Source organism: Histophilus somni (genome assembly GCF_014202395.1).
Taxonomy (GTDB): domain Bacteria; phylum Pseudomonadota; class Gammaproteobacteria; order Enterobacterales; family Pasteurellaceae; genus Histophilus; species Histophilus somni.
Genome location: NZ_JACHGQ010000003.1, coordinates 129,359 through 148,674 on the forward strand (window position 1 = coordinate 129,359; position 19,316 = coordinate 148,674).

General features: G+C 36.6%; 17 protein-coding genes. 9 read left to right on the top strand and 8 right to left on the bottom strand.

Annotated features, from left to right (window positions below):
* Positions 1–37: 37 nt before the first annotated feature.
* From yoaA to rnd, 4 genes are all read left to right on the top strand, one after another.
* Positions 38–1,960 carry a DNA repair helicase YoaA gene (gene yoaA / locus HNR69_RS02880; RefSeq protein ID WP_075293778.1) on the top strand — a complete coding sequence of 641 codons (1,923 nt, stop codon included), beginning with the start codon at positions 38–40 and terminating at the stop codon, positions 1,958–1,960.
* Positions 1,961–1,964: 4 nt separating this feature from the next.
* Positions 1,965–2,681: a tRNA (adenosine(37)-N6)-threonylcarbamoyltransferase complex dimerization subunit type 1 TsaB gene (gene tsaB / locus HNR69_RS02885; RefSeq protein ID WP_011608887.1), complete on the top strand. Its 717-nt coding sequence runs from the start codon at positions 1,965–1,967 to the stop codon at positions 2,679–2,681.
* A gap of 225 nt (positions 2,682–2,906) precedes the next feature.
* On the top strand, positions 2,907–4,589 hold the full coding sequence (gene fadD, locus HNR69_RS02890; protein ID WP_011608888.1) for a long-chain-fatty-acid--CoA ligase FadD: 1,683 nt from the start codon (positions 2,907–2,909) through the stop codon (positions 4,587–4,589).
* Between the two features lie 105 nt (positions 4,590–4,694).
* Positions 4,695–5,840, top strand: a complete 1,146-nt coding sequence (gene rnd, locus HNR69_RS02895; RefSeq protein WP_075293779.1) for a ribonuclease D — start codon at positions 4,695–4,697, stop codon at positions 5,838–5,840.
* A gap of 117 nt (positions 5,841–5,957) precedes the next feature.
* Here rnd and dolP read toward each other — a convergent pair whose 3' ends face one another.
* From dolP to HNR69_RS02915, 4 genes are all read right to left on the bottom strand, one after another.
* Positions 5,958–6,545, bottom strand: a complete 588-nt coding sequence (dolP, locus tag HNR69_RS02900; protein ID WP_011608890.1) for a division/outer membrane stress-associated lipid-binding lipoprotein — start codon at positions 6,543–6,545, stop codon at positions 5,958–5,960.
* Between the two features lie 61 nt (positions 6,546–6,606).
* Positions 6,607–7,191 (bottom strand): D-sedoheptulose-7-phosphate isomerase, encoded by a 585-nt coding sequence (locus HNR69_RS02905; RefSeq protein ID WP_011608891.1) that lies wholly within the window; start codon positions 7,189–7,191, stop codon positions 6,607–6,609.
* A 5-nt stretch (positions 7,192–7,196) separates the two neighbouring features.
* Positions 7,197–7,559: a YraN family protein gene (locus tag HNR69_RS02910; RefSeq protein ID WP_011608892.1), complete on the bottom strand. Its 363-nt coding sequence runs from the start codon at positions 7,557–7,559 to the stop codon at positions 7,197–7,199.
* Entirely contained in the window at positions 7,556–9,316 is a 1,761-nt protein-coding gene (locus tag HNR69_RS02915; protein WP_075293781.1) for a penicillin-binding protein activator, read from the bottom strand. Before HNR69_RS02915 ends, HNR69_RS02910 begins: the two co-directional genes overlap by 4 nt.
* Positions 9,317–9,401: 85 nt before the next feature.
* Here HNR69_RS02915 and rsmI point away from each other — a divergent pair, with 85 nt between their 5' ends.
* From rsmI to rluB, 3 genes are all read left to right on the top strand, one after another.
* Complete coding sequence (gene rsmI, locus HNR69_RS02920; protein WP_075293782.1) at positions 9,402–10,247, top strand: 16S rRNA (cytidine(1402)-2'-O)-methyltransferase; 846 nt, start codon at positions 9,402–9,404, stop codon at positions 10,245–10,247.
* A 76-nt stretch (positions 10,248–10,323) separates the two neighbouring features.
* On the top strand, positions 10,324–10,947 hold the full coding sequence (locus HNR69_RS02925; RefSeq protein ID WP_011608895.1) for an L-threonylcarbamoyladenylate synthase: 624 nt from the start codon (positions 10,324–10,326) through the stop codon (positions 10,945–10,947).
* Between the two features lie 60 nt (positions 10,948–11,007).
* Positions 11,008–12,054, top strand: a complete 1,047-nt coding sequence (gene rluB / locus HNR69_RS02930) for a 23S rRNA pseudouridine(2605) synthase RluB (protein ID WP_075293783.1) — start codon at positions 11,008–11,010, stop codon at positions 12,052–12,054.
* A 219-nt stretch (positions 12,055–12,273) separates the two neighbouring features.
* Here the strand turns inward: rluB and HNR69_RS02935 are convergent, their stop codons facing one another.
* The 4 genes from HNR69_RS02935 to deoC form a co-directional block, all read right to left on the bottom strand.
* Positions 12,274–13,506, bottom strand: a complete 1,233-nt coding sequence (locus tag HNR69_RS02935) for a YadA-like family protein (RefSeq protein ID WP_136122238.1) — start codon at positions 13,504–13,506, stop codon at positions 12,274–12,276.
* 470 nt (positions 13,507–13,976) lie between these two features.
* A complete protein-coding gene (gene tdeA / locus HNR69_RS02940; protein ID WP_075293785.1) occupies positions 13,977–15,362 on the bottom strand; it encodes a toxin/drug exporter TdeA in 1,386 nt (461 codons plus the stop codon).
* A gap of 130 nt (positions 15,363–15,492) precedes the next feature.
* Positions 15,493–16,224 carry a DNA-binding transcriptional repressor DeoR gene (deoR, locus tag HNR69_RS02945; RefSeq protein ID WP_011608900.1) on the bottom strand — a complete coding sequence of 244 codons (732 nt, stop codon included), beginning with the start codon at positions 16,222–16,224 and terminating at the stop codon, positions 15,493–15,495.
* Between the two features lie 24 nt (positions 16,225–16,248).
* Positions 16,249–16,923 carry a deoxyribose-phosphate aldolase gene (deoC, locus tag HNR69_RS02950; protein ID WP_075293786.1) on the bottom strand — a complete coding sequence of 225 codons (675 nt, stop codon included), beginning with the start codon at positions 16,921–16,923 and terminating at the stop codon, positions 16,249–16,251.
* Between the two features lie 169 nt (positions 16,924–17,092).
* Between deoC and rbsK the strand changes: the two genes are divergently transcribed.
* Together rbsK and fucP are read left to right on the top strand one after the other, a co-directional pair.
* Positions 17,093–18,013 (top strand): ribokinase, encoded by a 921-nt coding sequence (rbsK, locus tag HNR69_RS02955; RefSeq protein WP_011608902.1) that lies wholly within the window; start codon positions 17,093–17,095, stop codon positions 18,011–18,013.
* A 10-nt stretch (positions 18,014–18,023) separates the two neighbouring features.
* A complete protein-coding gene (fucP, locus tag HNR69_RS02960) occupies positions 18,024–19,316 on the top strand; it encodes an L-fucose:H+ symporter permease (protein ID WP_041604145.1) in 1,293 nt (430 codons plus the stop codon).

Consider the following 19,316-nt stretch of genomic DNA (forward strand, 5'->3'; position numbering starts at 1 on the left):
ACTTATCTATAAAAGTGCGGTTTAAATTTATAAATCAATGCAACAAATCATTCAAACATTTTCCGACAACGGCGTATTAAGTAAAAATATCAACGGTTTTTGTCCTCGAGTTGAACAAACGGAAATGGCAAAAGCTGTAGCTCGGGCAATTCGTCAAAAAAGTACTTTAGTTGTGGAAGCCGGTACAGGAACAGGAAAAACATTTGCGTATTTAGTCCCGGCGTTATTGGCAAAAAAGAAAACGATTATTTCCACAGGTTCAAAGAATTTACAAGATCAACTTTTTAGTCGAGATCTCCCCACTATAAAAAAAGCCTTGAACTATAGCGGTAAAATTGCCTTATTAAAAGGACGAGCCAATTATTTATGTTTGGAACGCTTGGAACAAGTTATTGCTCAAGGCGTTTTGGGGAATAGAGAAGTGTTGGCGGATTTGGCAAGCGTACGTCGCTGGAATAATGCAACAAAAACGGGCGATTTAACTGAATGTGTTGAACTTGCGGAAGATAGCCCTATTTTACCGCAACTGACCAGTACGGCAGAAAGTTGTTTAGGGGCAGAGTGTCCTCATTATGCAGATTGTTATATTGCCCTTGCACGCAAAAAAGCACTTAATGCTGATTTAGTTGTAGTCAACCATCATTTATTTTTTGCCGATATAGTCGTGAAAGAAAGTGGTTTTGGTGAATTAATTCCGCAAGCTGAAGTGATTATTTTTGATGAAGCACATCAACTTCCCGACATTGCAAGTCAATATTTCGGTCAAAGCATTACTTCTCGCCAATTTTTTGATTTATGTAAAGACATTAATATTGTTTATCGAACTGAAATAAAAGATATGGCACAGCTTGGTGTAGCTTCCGACACGCTGTTAAAAGCGGTGCAAGACTTTCGCTTATTGCTGGGTGAAGGGAATTTAAGAGGCAATTGGCGTGAAGTTTTACGCCAAAGTGCGGTAGAAAAATCGTTCAGTTTGTTACAAGAAAAAGTAGATTTTACAGCGGAAGTTATCAAATTAGGGTTAGGACGTTCACAAGCGTTAGACAGTATTTTTGAGCGTATTATTCAGCTGAAAGCAATGCTTCAACGCTTACAAGCAACAGATATCGTAGGATTTTGTTATTGGTATGAAACCATGGGAAGGCAATTCGGTTTACATATTACACCTTTAACCGTTGCCGATAAATTTGGTGAACAAATGAAAGCTAAAGAAGTCGCTTGGATTTTTACCTCGGCAACTTTAGAGGTGGCAGGAACGTTTACTCATTTCTGCAAACGCTTAGGTATTGAAAAGGCGGAACAGCAAGTTTTACCCAGCCCATTTAATTTTACCGAACAAGCACTATTTTGTGTACCTCGTTATTTACCCGTCACTAATCATCGTAACACATTAAATCAATTGGCTGAAATGTTATTGCCGGTGATTGAAAGTAATAATGGATGTTGTTTTGTCCTTTGTACTTCTTATTTGATGATGAAAGGATTAGCTGAGTATTTTCGTGAACATAGTCAATTAAGTGTTCTGCTTCAAGGGGAAACTTCTAAAGGAAAACTGTTAGAGCAATTCATTAAAGAAGATCATTCCGTTTTGGTGGCAACGTCGAGTTTTTGGGAGGGTGTTGATGTGCGTGGAAAAGCTTTATCTTTAGTGATTATTGATAAGTTACCTTTTACTGCACCGGATGAACCTTTACTTAAAGCAAGAATTGAAGATTGTCGTTTACAAGGTGGAGATCCTTTCAATGATATTCAAATTCCGGAAGCGGTCATTGCCCTGAAACAAGGTGTTGGTCGTTTAATTCGAGATGTTACTGATCGAGGTGCGGTGATTATTTGTGATAGTCGGTTGGTTTTTCGACCTTATGGTGAACTATTTTTACATAGCTTGCCTAACGCAAAACGTACCCGAGATTTAAACAAGGTGGTACAATTTCTGGCTCAAATTAAAAAGGAGAAATAACAGAATGATGACAACTTTATTAGCACTTGATACATCAACAGAAGCTTGTTCAGTCGCACTTTTATACAAAGGAGAAGTCACCTATTTTGATGAGTTGGCACAACGCACTCATGCTAAACGCATTTTACCAATGATCGATGAGATTTTGGTGCAGTCCGGTATTCAACTAAATCAATTAGATGCCTTGGTATTTGGGCGTGGACCAGGGAGTTTTACCGGTGTACGTGTTGGTGCGGGGATTGTGCAAGGCTTAGCTTTTGGGGCGGATTTGCCTGTGATTCCTATTTCTAATTTAACCGCAATGGCACAACAGGCTTATGAGCAATATGGAGCGGAACAAGTTTTGTGTGCAATTGATGCCAGAATGAACGAAGTTTATTTTAGTCAATTACAGGCAGAAAAAGTGCGGTTGGAAAATACTGATTTTGTTCAATGGCAAGAGTTAGTCAACGAACAAGTTTGTTCGCCACAGCAGGCCTTAGCTCAATTAAAAGATATCCAGATTGAAGATTGGACAATGGTCGGTACCGGTTGGGAATATGCTGAATTCACCGTAGCGGGATTGAGTGAGAAGACGCAAATTGATTTACCATCTGCCCGTTATATGCTTTCTCTGGCTTTGCCTTTTTATCATCAAAAACACTGGATAAGTGCGGTAGAAGTTGAGCCTGTTTATTTGCGTAATGAAGTAACTTGGAAGAAGCTTCCAGGACGTGAATAATTCATGATGTGTTTATTTTTCTATTGCTCGTGTACTTGCTGAATTTTATTTTGAAGAAAATCTTGATTTATAGGGGAAGATTGAAAGATGTTTTATTGCATTGAGGTTTTTGCTAAGAGAAATAAATCTGCTCAAAATAAAAAATTGAAGTATAATGCACCCGATTTTTCACAGAAAAATAGTAAAAATGATAGAAATATCAGTTAATTAAAGAGGATAAATACCATGCAAAAACCTTGGTTTCAAAATTACCCTGAGGGCTCACCGCTGGAACTGGATACTTCAAAATATGAAAGTTTGTTAGACATGCTTGATAAAGCTATTCGTGAGCATCCTGATCGTCCGGCTTATGTAAATATGGGGCAGGTTTTAACTTTCCGTAAATTAGAAGAACGTAGTCGAGCTTTTGCTGCTTATTTACAAAATGAACTAAAATTAAAGCGAGGTGAGCGTGTTGCTTTAATGATGCCAAATTTATTGCAATATCCCATTGCATTATTTGGAACTTTGCGTGCAGGTTTGGTTGTGGTCAATGTTAATCCACTTTATACACCGAGAGAACTGGAGCATCAATTACAGGATAGCGGTGCAATAGCAATTGTTGTGGTATCAAATTTTGCGTCAACTTTAGAAAAAGTCGTTTTTAATACGAATATCAAGCACGTCATCCTCACTAGAATGGGGGATCAGCTCTCTTTTGGTAAACGTACTTTGGTCAATTTTGTAGTGAAATATATTAAGAAATTGGTGCCAAAATATAAGTTACCGAGTGCGGTAACATTTCGTGAAGTTTTGGCTGTCGGTAAAAACCGTCAATATGTACGTCCACAAGTGGAACGCACTGACTTAGCCTTTTTACAATATACAGGTGGCACAACAGGTGTGGCAAAAGGTGCAATGTTGACACATGGCAATATTATTACAAATATTTTTCAAGCGGCTTGGATTGCCTCACCCTTTGTAGGCGATCATAAAAAACAGCGTAAAGCCATTATAGCTTTACCGCTTTATCATATATTTGCATTAACAGCAAACTGTTTACTTTTTATTGAATTAGGTATTACCGCAGTTTTAATTACTAATCCTCGTGATATTGACGGTTTCATTAAAGAATTAAAAAAACATCGTTTTGTAGGGATAACAGGGGTGAATACTTTATTTAATGCCTTGCTGAATAATGAAAACTTTAAAGAGGTTGATTTTTCCGCATTGAAGTTGTCTGTGGGAGGCGGTATGGCTATCCAACAATCTGTAGCGACTCGTTGGCATGAATTGACTGGTTGCAATATTATTGAAGGCTATGGAATGACAGAATGTTCGCCTTTAATTGCAGCATGCCCAATCAATGTAGTTAAACATAATGGAACTATTGGTGTTCCAGTACCGAATACAGATATTAAAATTGTCAAAGATGACGGTTCTTTAGCTGAACTTGATGAACCTGGAGAACTTTGGGTTAAAGGTGAGCAGGTAATGCAAGGGTATTGGCAACGTCCAGAGGCAACGGAAGAAGTGTTAAAAGACGGTTGGCTGGCAACGGGTGATATCGTTATTATGGATAAAACTTATAGTTTACGCATAGTAGATCGTAAAAAAGACATTATTATTGTATCTGGTTTTAATGTTTATCCGAATGAGATTGAAGATGTTGTAATGCTTAATCCTAAAGTAGCGGAAGTTGTTGCTATTGGTATTCCGGATGAAGTTTCAGGTGAAAAAATCAAAATTTTTGTTGTGAAAAAAGATGATAGTTTAACTCGTGATGAAATACGCCAGCATTGTCGTCAATATCTTACAGGGTACAAAATTCCGAAATATATTGAATTTCGTGATGAATTACCGAAAAGTAATGTAGGTAAAATTTTGCGTCGAGTATTACGTGATGAAGAGCTGGCAAAACATGCGTAAAAATAAATATCAAGTGGGCGATTAAACGCCCACTTTTTGTGTATCGTTTTACCCACAATGATGTAGCCATGAGAAAGGTTATTGAATAATAGATAATTAGCAAGTATGTCCGTTTTAATAAAAGAAATCCAAAATTCACCGCAGTTTCAATTGATTACTACAAATGATCGTTTATATGAGATTTGCCAACAGGCACAACAAAAAACGGTGATTGCTTTGGATACTGAGTTTGTTCGCACCAAAAGTTTTTATCCCAAACTAGGATTGATTCAACTTTATGACGGTGAGCAAGTGAGCTTAATAGATCCTTTTGAGTTGAGTGATTTTTCTCCTTTTATTCAACTTTTAGCCAATCAAAAGGTCACAAAAGTATTGCACGCTTGCAGTGAGGATCTGGAAGTTTTTCAACATTATTTTCAGCAGTTGCCAACGCCAATGTTAGATACTCAAATTATGGCGGCATTTTTGCAACATGGCAATTCCATTGGTTTAGCTACATTGCTAAAACATTATTTCAAGCTGGAAATAGATAAAGGGATTTCTCGCACTAATTGGCTTGCTCGCCCTTTGTCTGACGTACAATTGCACTATGCTGCTGCCGATGTATGGTATTTATTGCCATTATGTCAACGTATGCAACAAAAATTAGCTCAAACCTCTTGGCAAAGTGCGGTGCAAAATGATTGTGAAAATTTGTTGAAAAAATATACTCAGATAAAAGATAGTGACAATGCTTATTTTTCTATATCCGGAGCGTGGAAATTAAACTCTCAGGAATTAATGCGTTTAAAGCTGTTAGCAAAATGGAGACAAGAAGAAGCGATAAAGCGTAATCTTGCATTAAATTTTGTTGTTCGTGCAGAGCATTTGATTTTATTAGCACAACATAATCCAAAATATACTTCACAGCTGTTATCCATTGGTTTATCTCCGCTGGAAGTGCGTATTCATGGTAAAAAAATATTACAACTCTTAGAGAAAGCAAACAAAGCACCGGCGTATGACTATCCACCACCAATTTTGCGAGTCACTGATGATCATCGTTATCGTGTAGCAATTAAATTGTTACAAGCAACGTTACGGGAAATCACTCCGGCAGATTTACCGACTGAAGTTTTGTCAACTAAGCGTATGTTAGATCAGCTGATAAAGTGGCATTGGATTAAACAAGACAATCCTCATGATTTACCTGATTTGCTTTGCGGATGGCGTAGGGAGTTTGGATTATTGTTATTAAAGGCTTTGCATTAATTAGATACTTTCTTAAATTTTTTGGAACGAATTCAAGAAATCAAAGGGTATACAAATTGATACCCTCTATATTTTTAGACAGGGAAGAATGTTGATCTCTTCCCTATATGTCAATCTTTAATCAAGATATTTGATTACTTTAATTACTTTATTTACCCCTGAAACATGACGAGCGACTTCTGCAGCCGCATCTGCTTGAGATTGAGTTAAATTTCCCATTAAGAATACTTCACCATTTTCAGTAATCACTTTAATATCCGCTGATTTAATATTTGAATTGACGAATAACTTAGATTTAATTTGTGTAGTGATCCAGCCATCTTTGCTAATTTGTCCAATAGTAATTGGTTGTGCAAGGCGTAACTCATTATATACTTCGTCAACAAGTTCCACCCCTCTGGCTAAATTAGTTGCCTGTACTTTTAAACTATTATTCGGAACTTGTCCGATTAATAAAATTCGGGAGCTATAAGAAACTACATTAACACGCCCTTCAGCTTTTATTTGTGCATCTTTTTTAATCGCTGACAAGACTTTTTCTTCCAGTGTTTCATCATCAATTTGAGTACCTACTGTTCTCGGATCCGTTGCAACTTTTACCGCAACTGCCGTACCGGTAGCAATACCAATCACAGTGGCTGTTGCACAACCTTGTAATAAAAGAGCTGAACTCAGCAATAGCCCTAACGTTTTATTTATTTTCATCTGATTTCTCCTTGTTGAAATTTTGTCTAGTTTGGGTTGAAACATGGCTTTTTGTCAAGAACTATGAATGTGAAAATAATGAATAATCAATAAGCTCACATAATGTGTTAATAATTAGCAGATGATTTTCAAGAATACGACTTTCCTTACCGGTCGGTACTGAAATTTCTAAATCATTTGCCGTTAAAAATCCTTGTATATGACCGTTATTTTCACCGGTTAAAGCGATAATTTGTACATCTTTATTTAATGCACATTGCAATATATTTAGCATCGTTTCTTCATTGCCGAAAGGAGAAAAAATAATTAATAGATCACCTTGTTGTGCAATTGCGTTAAATTGTCTTTGATACAACATAGTATGACAATTTTCGGAAATAATGGCAGAACCGACCGCACTATCCAAACTTAACAGAACGGAAGGAAAGCTAGGGCGTTCCAATTCATATCTATTGAGTAAATTTGCTACTAAAAATTGTGCATTAGCATAGGATCTACCATGCCCACTGACAATAATTTTATTACCTTTCAGCAGGCAATTTACAATATGTTGAGTTGCCTCTACGATTTTTGTTGCAAGTAAGCTGGAGGAAGAAATTTGAGTTTGAATACTTTCCGTATAAATATCTTTAACTTTTTCTAACATAATTTTTATTCATCAAGAAAATTAGGTATCCATTGGATATCATTTGTTGTTGCTCCAAAAGCGACCAGATCGAAACGGCAGTCCGCATCTTCTAAACTGGAATCATATTGTGCTAACCATAGGTTGGCTGCATCAAGCCATTTTTGCTGCTTTTTCCAATCTACACTGTCAATTGCTGAACCGAAAATTTGATTTTTACGCTGACGAACCTCAACAAAAACGATCGTTTGCCGATCTTGCATAATCAAATCCAATTCACCGCAGTTAAAGCGTTGGTTAGCAGCAATAAAGGTTAAACCTTGTCTCTCTAAAAAGAGGCGAGCCTGATATTCAAAACTCGCACCTTGTTGACGTTTGGATTGTATCATTCTTCGTTAATCAGATAGATGCTGTCATCTTGCTCGTTAAGCGGATAGATACTGCCATTTTGATATTGGAACCAAGTCATATCACGTTCAACATTACAGTTAGGGCCGGCACTGAGTTTTCCTGTTAACCCATCAATGGTAAATCCGGGAATTTGACGGAATTCATTAAATTGATTTATTAATAACCAAGCATCATAACCCATAGCATATAAATGCATTAATGAGTAATCATTATTGGTCATTTTTTCAATTTTTTTATATTGTTCCGATTCCCTATCTTTGAAGAACGGAATATCACTAAATTGCAGATTATTCAGAAACAAACGATGTTCAGGACCACTGTTAGGCGAATTACTACGTGAACTTGCATAAAGTTTTAGGGTCGGATTAATATTATCCAACACTGCTTTAATTTCAGCTAATTGTTTGTTATTAGCAATAATATACACGCTGTCAGTACTTTCACTTAACCCCGATTTTAATGCAAAATTAATATCTGCGGTTTGATTATAGAATTTAATATTGGCATCAGTACCCAATAGTTGTTGCCAACGTAGAGTAAATGCCGCTGCCGTGCGTCGCCCCAGATTATTTTGCGGTACTAAAACAAGTGGAATACGTACTGTATCATTCCACATTTTACTTGCCGCACTTTCAGCTTCATCTTCAGGCGATAATCCATAATAACAAAGGTGTTCAATTGCCCGTGCATTAGGCGTAGAGTTCAACGCTAACACATTTAAATCTTGTACCAAATACGGATTATTGACTATAACATCAACATTTTGTTTGAGTAATGGTCCGACAAGAGTGTTAATTCCCTGTTTTTTTGCTTGATTAATAATTTGTTCTATAGACATTTTCATTGAGTCAAATACGTGAACTTGAACATTGTAATTGACTTTGGCATCATCAAACCCGTTTTTAATTGTTTCACCGATAAGTCGTGTATTGCCGCTTAAAGGGAGTATTAGACCGACTTGCGTTAAAGTAGTTTGTTGAAAATTGGCAAGCCCTTGTAATTCTGTAGGTAATAAATGTGCTGCCGTATGTGTTGGATAATAATTTTTCCAAGTCAGTAATGTTTGAATTAATTGTGCAGGTTGATTAAGGTTATCATTGTATAGTTGAGCTAATGTTAACCAACCGCTCAATGTAATATTTCCTTCCGCATCAGTATTATTTAGTACTTCACTATCTGTATTGCGTAGCAATGCCCAAGTGCGGTCATTATTTTGTTGTTTTCGTTGAATATCACTTAAAAAATTATCCATTTGAATTCGAGCTTTTATCGCTGAAATATTATCATGACGATTTTCTGCAATACGAGAAACAATCTCATAATAACGTGATTTTTGTGAAGGACTAAGTAATGTCAAGTGAATTAAAGATAATTGATATTCTGCCGTTTCATTTTTGCCTTTAACGGCAGAAATATGAGCTTCAATCAGGGATTTATCTAGTTTTTGTTCATCATTTAAATCTATCAATTCAGCAAGATATGCTTCCGCTTGCGGGATTTTATTTTCTGTTACTAAAACTCGAGCAGCTAAAAGTTTATAGGTTTGTAAATCTTGTTGATTTTGTGTTTGTTCAATTTTCCGAATGTAAAAATCAGAACTTGCATTGGCATCATTTTTTAAGCTTGCCGTAAAGCTACTGCCTAATAAATTGACACAGCCTGCTAAAAAAAACATAACTAAAATCGGGAGAAAGCATTTTTTTAAGCGTAAACCTTGCATTAAAATAGATAACATAAATTGCTCCTTGAGTATGTGCAATGTAAAATGCACGGTGATCTTACTTATCTCACCAATTAAAAGCAAATAAAAGAAGTGAAAAATGAATAATTCGACAGGAATTCTATACGTTGTTGCAACGCCAATCGGCAATTTACAAGATATTACTCAACGTGCTTTAGATGTATTTACCAAAGTTGATTTGATCGCTGCGGAAGATACACGTCATAGCGGTTTATTACTGAATCACTACGGCATTAAAAGAAATTTTTTTGCGTTACATGATCATAATGAACAACAAAAAGCAGATGTACTGATTGAGAAATTACAACAAGGGTTAAATATAGCACTTATTTCTGATGCTGGTACACCTTTAATCAGTGATCCGGGGTTTCACGTGGTGCGTAAATGTCACCAAGCAAATATCCGAGTAGTCCCATTACCTGGAGCTTGTGCGGCAATAACCGCATTATGTGCATCAGGCATCGCTTCCGATCGTTTCTGCTTCGAGGGATTTTTACCTGCCAAGAGTAAAGCAAGACGAGATAAATTGGCAAACTTAGCAAATGAAGACCGCACTTTGATTTTTTATGAGTCAACGCATCGTATTTTGGATTGCTTGACTGATATTGAACTTGAATTGGGAGCCGATCGCTATGTAGTGCTTGCACGTGAAATCACAAAGACTTGGGAAACAATTCGAGGAGATCAAGTTGGAAAGTTGCATCAATGGCTACAAGAAGATCCTAATCGAACGAAAGGAGAAATGGTGCTAATTGTTGAGGGCAAATCAAAAAGAGAAGATGAAACATTTTCCCCTCAAGCGATTAAAACATTACAATTGGTTAGCCAAGAATTACCTTTAAAGAAAGCAGCATCTATTGTTGCTGAAATTTATGGCTATAAGAAAAATGCACTTTACCAATTTGGTCTTATTCAAGGTTACTAATATAATGAGGCTATAATCTCAGGTTTAATTTGGGTATAATCGCCAAACTTTTTAGGTCTGATTTTTAAGGACAAATATGAGTCAATTTTTTTATGTTCATTCAGAAAATCCACAATCCAGACTGATTAATCAGGCAGTGGAGATTTTACGTCAAGGCGGCGTAATTGTTTATCCGACCGATTCCGGTTATGCACTAGGTTGTATGATTGGAGATAAGCATGCAATGGATCGTATTGTGAAAATTCGCCAGCTACCCGAAGGGCATAATTTTACCTTAGTTTGTAGCGACCTGTCTGAGTTATCAACTTATTCAGTAGTGAATAATTCGGTATATCGTTTGATTAAAAATAATACACCGGGTCGTTATACTTTTATTCTAAGTGCAACAAAAGAATTACCTCGTCGTTTAATGACATCAAAACGTAAAACCATCGGTATTCGTGTTCCGGATAATCAAATTGCGTTAGATCTATTAAAATCCTTAGGCGAACCAATTTTATCCTGCTCTTTAATGTTGCCCGGAGAAGAATATACAACACAATCCGATCCGGAGGAAATTCGAGATCGCCTTGAGCACCAAGTAGATTTAATCATTCATGGCGGATATTTAAGTCAGCAACCGACAACAGTAGTGGATCTGACAGAAGATAACCCGGTTATTTTACGAGAAGGAAGCGGTGATATTCGCCCTTTTATATAAATTAACTTTATTCATTCCCATTATCATAGACGCTTGTGAAAGCGACAGTAAGGAAAATAAATGAAAGTAAATAAGCAAAAATCCCGTCCAACTAAACCGCACTTTGCAAAGCAGGTTACCAACGAGTCTATGCGGGATAATACGAAGCGATTTGCAAACAAAGAAACAGTATCTGAACGTAAAAGTGCGGTAAAAAACACTCAAATTTCTCTAACATCAACAAAATCAACTCATGCTGTCAATCAGCAAAAAGTCGAAGGGGAAAGACTACAGAAAGTGTTGGCTAGAGCAGGACAAGGGTCACGTCGGACAATTGAAGCAATGATTAGTGCCAATCGTATTAGTATTGACGGAAAAATGGCGACTTTAGGTGATCGTGTTGATATACATTCCGGCGTAAAAATCAGAATTGATGGACATATTGTCAATTTAACGCAAGCACAAAAAGAAGTATGTCGAGTTTTACTCTATTACAAACCGGAAGGAGAACTTTGCACTCGACATGATCCGGAAGGAAGAGCAACGGTTTTTGATCGTTTACCCCGTTTAAACGGATCTCGTTGGATTGCGGTTGGTCGTTTGGATATTAATACATCCGGACTACTTTTATTTACGACTGATGGTGAGTTAGCTAATCGTTTAATGCATCCACGACACGAAGTTGAACGCGAGTATGCCGTGCGTGTTTTTGGGGAAGTAGATGATGCAATGATTGCTCGTTTACGTAAAGGCGTTCAATTAGAAGATGGGCCTGCTAACTTTACCAGTATTAAAGCAACAGGCGGGCAAGGAATGAACCAATGGTTCGATGTCACCTTGATAGAGGGGCGAAACCGAGAAGTTCGTCGATTGTGGGAATCACAAGGCATTCAAGTAAGTCGTTTAATTCGTATTCGCTACGGTAATATTAAATTAACGAAATCGTTACCACGTGGCGGTTGGGAAGAAATGGATCTAACCAATATTAATTATTTACGGAAACTTGTTGGGCTACCGCCTGAAACAGATAGCAAAATTGATACTAAAAAACCTCGTCGTATAAAAACGGGACAAATTCGTAAAGCTGTTAAACGCTATACTGAATTGAATAAACGTTATAAGAAATAAAAAACTTATTTAAAAGTGTGAATTAACTCACAAATTTTAAATTACGTATTTGCATTATAGAACATGATTTTTTACATTGCACCTTATAAAAAGTGCTATAAAAAAGTAGCCAACATATTTTGCTTTCCGAGTAGTGCCTCTTTTGAGGCACTTTTTTTGTGTTTGAATAAAACAAAAAACCTAGCAATTCAAAGGTTATCGCTAGGTTAGATAAATAAATTAGTTAAACACGCCGCTGACGCCGACACGGAAACCTATTCGACCACGGCTGTCGGAGGACATACCGCCGGAGACAGCCCATTTACCATCATTGGAAGTTCTACCGAGGTTTAAAGAGACCGCACTTTCGCTGCTATAACGAGCGGCACCGGCGGCATAAGACCATTTACCCGGGACGAAAGGCACATCTTTAAAAGCCATCGCGGCGGCGATACCGGCTTTAGCGTCTTTATTGACCTCTTCAACACGTTGGTTAGTTGCGTGTAATTGACTACCGTTTACTGCGTCAGTTGAGCGATGAGAAAGCAAACCGGCGGCAACATTTTGAATACGGCGTTCATTGCCTTTGCTGCCCACGGAAACGACGCCTTTTGCATCAACGCCGGCGTAATTGCCGTTGACTTTACCGATACCGCCCGTTGTTTCGCCTTTTTCTACATAAGCAGAAGAATCACCGAGGAAGACGGAGTTATTAGCGGTATTATGAATATTATTACCTATAACAACGGCGTTTTTAGAACTTGCTTGTATGATGTTATTATGCCCCATGGAAACAGCTCCCATAGCATAATTGTTAGTTTGAGATCCTATCGATACACCATTCTCAGCAGTTGTATTTGTACCACTACCAAAGCTCAATGCACGCTTACCGGATGCTTTTGCTTCAGGACCAATAGCTTGAGCACGTTCACCACTTGCTTGTGCACTCCAACCAAGTGCGGTAGAAATTTGACCTGTGGCTTTAGCAGCTGCCCCAAATGCATTAGCCCAACTATTAGCATAACTATTTCTACCGATAGCAAAAGATGATTCTCCTTTCGCATTCGCTTCATCACCTAACGCCACTGCAAAATTTCCAGTCGCTTTAGAATCTTTACCTATAGAAACCGCCTGTACACCTGCATTTGCTTGGAAGCCCATTGCTACGGCATAAGATTGAGTTTTAGTTCCACGACCAACCGCAGTAGCCCCTTCTTTTCCTGCATCTGCCTCATAACCTACAGCAACAGCGGACTCGCCGACTTTTGAGCCTTTTCCAATGGCAACGGCTTTGCTTTCACCCTTAAGAGAATTTTTTTGAGGATAGCCAGTATTTTCACCAATATAAACCCCACCGTTTTCAATCTTAATATGATTATTACCATTACTTGATTGTTGAGCTTGAGCTTGAGCCATAGCCGAATGAGCAGTTAAAACAACTACCGCAGTTAAAGATAAATAAAAAATTTTCACTTAAAAGAAATCCTTAAAAAAAGAGTTAACATAGAAAAATCATAAAAAAGCTAACCGCACTAAGAGGCGATAATTTATGACACGCCTTAAAAAGAGGTAGGGGACCTACCAAAGCGGGCGAAATTTTAAGCGGGGGGGGGGTACTGTCAATAAAAAAATGAAAAAATGTGAAAAAAGATAAAAAAAAGTAAAAAATGAAGACAAGAGTTTAAAAAGTGAGAAGTACAAGTAAAAAAAGCCCGCACTTTTTAACAAAAAGTGCGGGTTGGATTGGGAAATTTCGGGTTATATAGAAAGCGAGAAGCTATGATGATAGTTTTGGCTTGTGGCTTATAAGTAACGTTTAATCCATTAAGATTTTTTTACCTTCTCTTTCATTTGGTTGAACTCCAATGATATTCATTGGAGAGTAGTTCTGAAAGTTCATTGAAAGTATTTTGCGTAAAAAAGAGGAATGCTAGTCTCTTAATTTAGCGGGAGGAATTAGTAGAATAATATCCGCCCATCGCACTGTAAATCGCATTTTGACTTTGAATTAAACTGTATTTCGCATTCAGAATAGCTAATTGAGAGGTATTTTCTATATTAGCTGCATTAAGCCATTCTATTAATTCTGCGATACCGGCATCATAGCGGTTTTTGTAATATTGCGTAATACGTTTGTTGTAACGGTAAGTCTCTTGTAAATTTGCAACATTTTCTTTTGCTTGGGTATAAGAGAAATAGAGGTTGTCTATTTCATTTAGAGCCTTGGTGATGTTTTGTTCAAAACTCAGTTTTGCATTTTCATAAGCTGCCTCAGAAATTTTAACATTCCATTTTACTGTATTCCAATTTAAGAAAGGTAAGTTTATGCCTACCGTTCCTGTCGCAATCGGTATGTTGAAAGCATTGTCAATTTTATTACCGCTTGATGATAATCCTGCTCCCAGTGTGATTGATGGAAACCAACTTTTTTGCATTGCTTTCGCATTTTTAAATGCACTATTGAGGCGATATAAAGAGCCTTTAATATCCGGACGATTGGCAATGGTTGATAATGGAATATCTAAATTTACCTCCGCACTTTTGACTTCCAAGATATGTGGTGTTTTGATGTTTAAATCTTCATTCGGTTTTAAGTTAAGCAAATTACGCAGGGTAGTTTCGGCACGTTTTTTTTGTGTTTGATAATTAATCAGATTATTACGAGCCTTAAGAATTGATTGTTGTGATTGATCTGTACTTGCCCGATCTGCCATACCTTGGTTGAATTTATTTTGCATAATTCGACTAATTTTTGAGTAATAATTAATCGTTTGGTTTGTTACTGCAATGGCATCATTTAAATAGGCAAGTTGATAGTAAGTTGTGACAACTGAGTTGATCAGAGAGAGTTTTGTTGCTTGTAAATCTTGTTGCGTAGCGGAATGTGTCCATTTTGCAGCAGAGGTTTTATCGGCTAAACGTTGCCATAAATCTAGGGTGTAGCTAATATTGAGTGAACCGCCGTGAGTAATTTTAGAGTTGCTCCCTGTGTTAATATTTTTGGCGGCTGAAGAATTAACACCTGTTTGGCGTGTGAAATTTGGTACTAAATCCGCCGCAACCAAATTGGCATTGTACAGAGCCGTGTTTACTGCAATAGTGGCTTTGGCAAGATCTTTATTATTTTCCAAAGCTTGTTTCACCAGTTGGTTAAGCGGCTCGTCATTATATTGTGTCCACCAATTTTCCTGAATGTTATATTGTTGAGTCAATGCTTCATATTGCTGAAAATCTTGTAATGTTGCATGGTAACTATCATCAATATTTGCACAACCGATTAATATATTAGACACCACTATTCCAAACGTCATTTTAGAAAGTTTTAACATAAGTTTTCCTTATCTTGTAAGCAGAAAAGTGCGGTCTTTTTTTCCGCATTTTCTGCAAATTTTATCATGTTTTTATTCATGTGTCAGAGAGGAAATTGAGTTTAATTTAGATGCCTTTTTGAAGGTATATTTACTTTAAAAAATGGCTTGGTAGTTCCTGATCACATACGATTATGTCAAATTTATCTATCTTATCAATATAAGCTTTTTGAACTTGATTTATTTTTGATGAATCAATTACCAAAATAGCTTGCTCGGTTTTCTCCATTGCTTTTTGTTTTGTTTTTACTTCATCAAAATTAAAGCAAGTTACGCCTTTATTTACATCAATCCCTGCAGCTGAGATGAACGCTTTTGTTGTGCAAATTGCATCCAGTTCATTAGTTAGCTGAATAGGAATTAAAAAAGAGTTATTCTTTGAATAATTTCCACCGCACAAAATGACTTCACAATGAGGTTTATCCTGTAGCACCATAAAGGTATTAATTGAACAGCAAAGTGCGGTGAATTTAATGGCAGGATCGATTTGTGAGGCGACGAAAGGAATTGTTGAACCACAGTCAAAAAAACACACATCGCCGTCTTTAATGAAATTAGCCGCAATGCGACCCACTTCCATTTTTTCGGCAATATGCTTTGTTTCTTGCTCAAAAATTTGGTAGCTGTTATCGGTGTTTTTTTGTGGATTTTTGACAATATAGCCACCAAGTAAAACAACTGAGCCTGTATCTGAAGCCAAATCACGGCGAATTGTCATTTCCGATACATTTAAAATAGTGGCAGCATCACGCAAGTGAATTTTATCCATTTGTTTGAGCAAAAAGTCTAATTTTTGAATGCGTGATTGTATTTTCTTATCCATAACAGGCTCTATTAATTAAAACGGTTAATAAATAGCGTTATTGTCTGTTAAACCGTTAATAATAGCAATCCCTGAACTTGATCCAATTCTTGTCGCACCATTTTTAATCATTTCAATTGCGATTTTAGTATCACGCACACCACCTGAAGCTTTGACACCGATATTTTCTCCAACCACTTGACGCATTAGTGCGATATTTTCAACCGTTGCACCGCCTTTATTGAAACCGGTTGATGTTTTAACAAATCCGACCCCCAGTTCACGACAAATTTTACAAGCAGTGATAATTTCCTCTTTGGTTAACAAGCAAGTTTCCAAAATAACTTTAAGTAAAGCACCTTCACAAGCAGCTAAAACCGCTTGAATGTCTGCTTTTACGGATTCCCACTGATTTGATTTAATCCAACCAATGTTAATCACCATGTCTATTTCCGTTGCACCGGCTTTTATTGCTTCTTTAGCTTCAAAAGCTTTTACAGTAGATAAATTAGCACCTAATGGAAATCCAACTACTGTGCATATTTTAACATTTGTATTTTGTAATTTTTGTCTTGCTAGCGGAATATAACCTGAATTAATACAAACAGAAAAAAAATTATGTTCAATCGCTTCGTTACAAAGATCCAGTATATCCTGTTCTGTTTTCTCCGCAGTTAATGCTGTATGGTCAATGAATTGAGCAATGTCATAAGATTGCATAAATATCCTCCTTATTTTAGGTTTATGTGATTATTTTCACTTTTTTATATGATACTGCAAAAAAAATTAAAAACTGTGACTTTAATCACTTTTTTAACATTTTTAATTTTATATACTGAATAAAATAAATTTTGTGAGAATTATAACATTTATTACGGAGAAAAACATTATGGATATTGCAGTCATTGGCTCAAATATGGTGGATTTAATTAGCTATATTAATGATATGCCGAAAATGGGTGAAACGCTAGAAGCTCATGATTTTAAAATGGGTTGTGGCGGAAAGGGAGCAAATCAAGCTATTGCAGCCGCTAAATTAGGTGCATCAGTAATGATGATGACTAAGGTTGGTGATGATGTATTTGCAGATAATACTATTAATAATTTCAAGCAATATGGTGTGAATACCGATTTTGTCGAAAAAGTGGTGGGTGTATCGAGTGGTGTAGCCCCTATTTTTGTTGATCGTTCTTCACAAAATCGCATTTTAATTATTAAAGGTGCGAATTCTTACTTGAAACCGGCAGATATTGATCATGCTGAAGTTCAGTTGAAAAACTGCAAGCTGCTTATTTTACAACTGGAAATTCCTTTAGAAACAGTTTATTACGCAATTGATTTTGCCAATAAACATCAAATTCCAGTCATTCTTAATCCTGCTCCTGCAAGTAAGGAATTAGACATTAGTTATGCTTGTAAATGTGATTTCTTTATGCCGAATGAAACTGAATTGGAAATTCTAACCGGTATGCCAGTTGACAATATGGAACAGATTCAAGCAGCAGCTAATAGCTTATTTTTGAAAGGATTAAAAAATCTGATTGTGACTTTAGGCGAAAAAGGATCGGTTTGGTTTCATCGGGATCAGGTAACACATGTCTCCTCGCACAAAGTTAATGCTATTGATACTAGTGGTGCTGGAGATGCTTTCATTGGTTGTTTTGCACATTTTTATATACAAACTAATGATGTCAAACAAGCAATGCAAATGGCATCAGCCTATTCAGCCTATAGTGTAACCGGACAAGGTACGCAATCTTCTTATCCGGATAAAGCACAATTCGAACAATTTCTACAATCGTTAAAATAAGGAGTATGGTATGAAAAATATTCAACAAATGCCCGATGGTTATCTCAATAAAACACCTATTTTCCAATTTATTTTGCTTTCTTGTTTATTCCCACTTTGGGGAGCAGCAGCCAGCTTAAATGATATTTTAATCACTCAGTTTAAAAGTGTATTTACGCTGAGTGATTTTGCCAGTGCTTTAGTACAAAGTGCATTTTATGGAGGATATTTTTTAATTGCGATACCTGCATCATTGGTGATCAAAAAAACCAGCTATAAAATTGCTATTTTAATTGGCTTAATGCTATATATCGGTGGTTGTTCACTGTTCTATCCAGCCTCGCATATGGCAACATACACAATGTTTTTAGTGGCTATTTTCTCTATTGCGATTGGGTTAAGTTTCTTGGAAACCTCTGCGAATACTTATAGTTCAATGATTGGACATAAAGATCATGCAACATTGAGATTAAATATAAGCCAGACTTTCTATCCAGTTGGTGCTATTTCAGGTATTTTATTAGGTAAATACCTCATCTTCCAAGAAGGTGCCAGTCTTGAAGAACGAATGGTAGGAATGACACCGGAACAGTTGCATTCATTTAAATTATCAATGTTAGAACATACGTTATCGCCATATAAATACTTAATCTTCATATTGATTGCGGTTACTTTTTTATTCGTAATTACCTCTTTTCCTAAATGTAAAGCAGTTACACAAACAGGTAAATCAGAAGTGAAATTTACCGATACGCTAAAATATCTAGCAAGTAATACAAAATTTAAAAAGGGAATTGTTGCTCAATTTCTCTACGTTGGTATGCAAGTTGCCGTATGGTCATTTACTATTCGTTTGGCACTCAATTTAAGTGATATGAATGAACGTGAAGCCTCAAATTTTATGGTTTATAGCTTTATTGGATTCTTTATTGGCAAATTTGTCGCTAATTTCTTAATGACTAAATTTAAGTCAGATCTCGTTTTACTTTGGTATTCCATTTTAGGTGTGATCACTCTAGCTTATACCTCTTTTGTTCATGATTTTTCTGCTGTTTATGCGGCTATTTTCGCCAGTTTGTTGTTTGGTCCTTGCTGGGCAACAATCTATGCTTCCGTACTGGATACTGTTAATCAAGAGCATAGAGAAGTGGGTGGGGCTGTTGTCGTCATGTCTATTATCGGTGCAGCTGTTGTTCCCGCAATTCACGGTTATGTCTCAGATACATTAGGATCTCTTCAACTTGCATTTATTGTACCTTTATTCTGTTTTGCTTATGTTGGCTATTATTTTTATGGAAAATTAAAAGAAAACAAGGAGAAATAG

Excerpts from the sequence above, each read along its gene's own strand:
- yoaA (WP_075293778.1), top strand. The coding sequence starts at position 38 with ATGCAACAAATCATTCAAACATTTTCCGACAACGGCGTATTAAGTAAA.
- tsaB (WP_011608887.1), top strand. The coding sequence starts at position 1,965 with ATGATGACAACTTTATTAGCACTTGATACATCAACAGAAGCTTGTTCA.
- fadD (WP_011608888.1), top strand. The coding sequence starts at position 2,907 with ATGCAAAAACCTTGGTTTCAAAATTACCCTGAGGGCTCACCGCTGGAA.
- rnd (WP_075293779.1), top strand. The coding sequence starts at position 4,695 with ATGTCCGTTTTAATAAAAGAAATCCAAAATTCACCGCAGTTTCAATTG.
- dolP (WP_011608890.1), bottom strand. The coding sequence starts at position 6,545 with ATGAAAATAAATAAAACGTTAGGGCTATTGCTGAGTTCAGCTCTTTTA.
- HNR69_RS02905 (WP_011608891.1), bottom strand. The coding sequence starts at position 7,191 with ATGTTAGAAAAAGTTAAAGATATTTATACGGAAAGTATTCAAACTCAA.
- HNR69_RS02910 (WP_011608892.1), bottom strand. The coding sequence starts at position 7,559 with ATGATACAATCCAAACGTCAACAAGGTGCGAGTTTTGAATATCAGGCT.
- HNR69_RS02915 (WP_075293781.1), bottom strand. The coding sequence starts at position 9,316 with ATGTTATCTATTTTAATGCAAGGTTTACGCTTAAAAAAATGCTTTCTC.
- rsmI (WP_075293782.1), top strand. The coding sequence starts at position 9,402 with ATGAATAATTCGACAGGAATTCTATACGTTGTTGCAACGCCAATCGGC.
- HNR69_RS02925 (WP_011608895.1), top strand. The coding sequence starts at position 10,324 with ATGAGTCAATTTTTTTATGTTCATTCAGAAAATCCACAATCCAGACTG.
- rluB (WP_075293783.1), top strand. The coding sequence starts at position 11,008 with ATGAAAGTAAATAAGCAAAAATCCCGTCCAACTAAACCGCACTTTGCA.
- tdeA (WP_075293785.1), bottom strand. The coding sequence starts at position 15,362 with ATGTTAAAACTTTCTAAAATGACGTTTGGAATAGTGGTGTCTAATATA.
- deoR (WP_011608900.1), bottom strand. The coding sequence starts at position 16,224 with ATGGATAAGAAAATACAATCACGCATTCAAAAATTAGACTTTTTGCTC.
- deoC (WP_075293786.1), bottom strand. The coding sequence starts at position 16,923 with ATGCAATCTTATGACATTGCTCAATTCATTGACCATACAGCATTAACT.
- rbsK (WP_011608902.1), top strand. The coding sequence starts at position 17,093 with ATGGATATTGCAGTCATTGGCTCAAATATGGTGGATTTAATTAGCTAT.
- fucP (WP_041604145.1), top strand. The coding sequence starts at position 18,024 with ATGAAAAATATTCAACAAATGCCCGATGGTTATCTCAATAAAACACCT.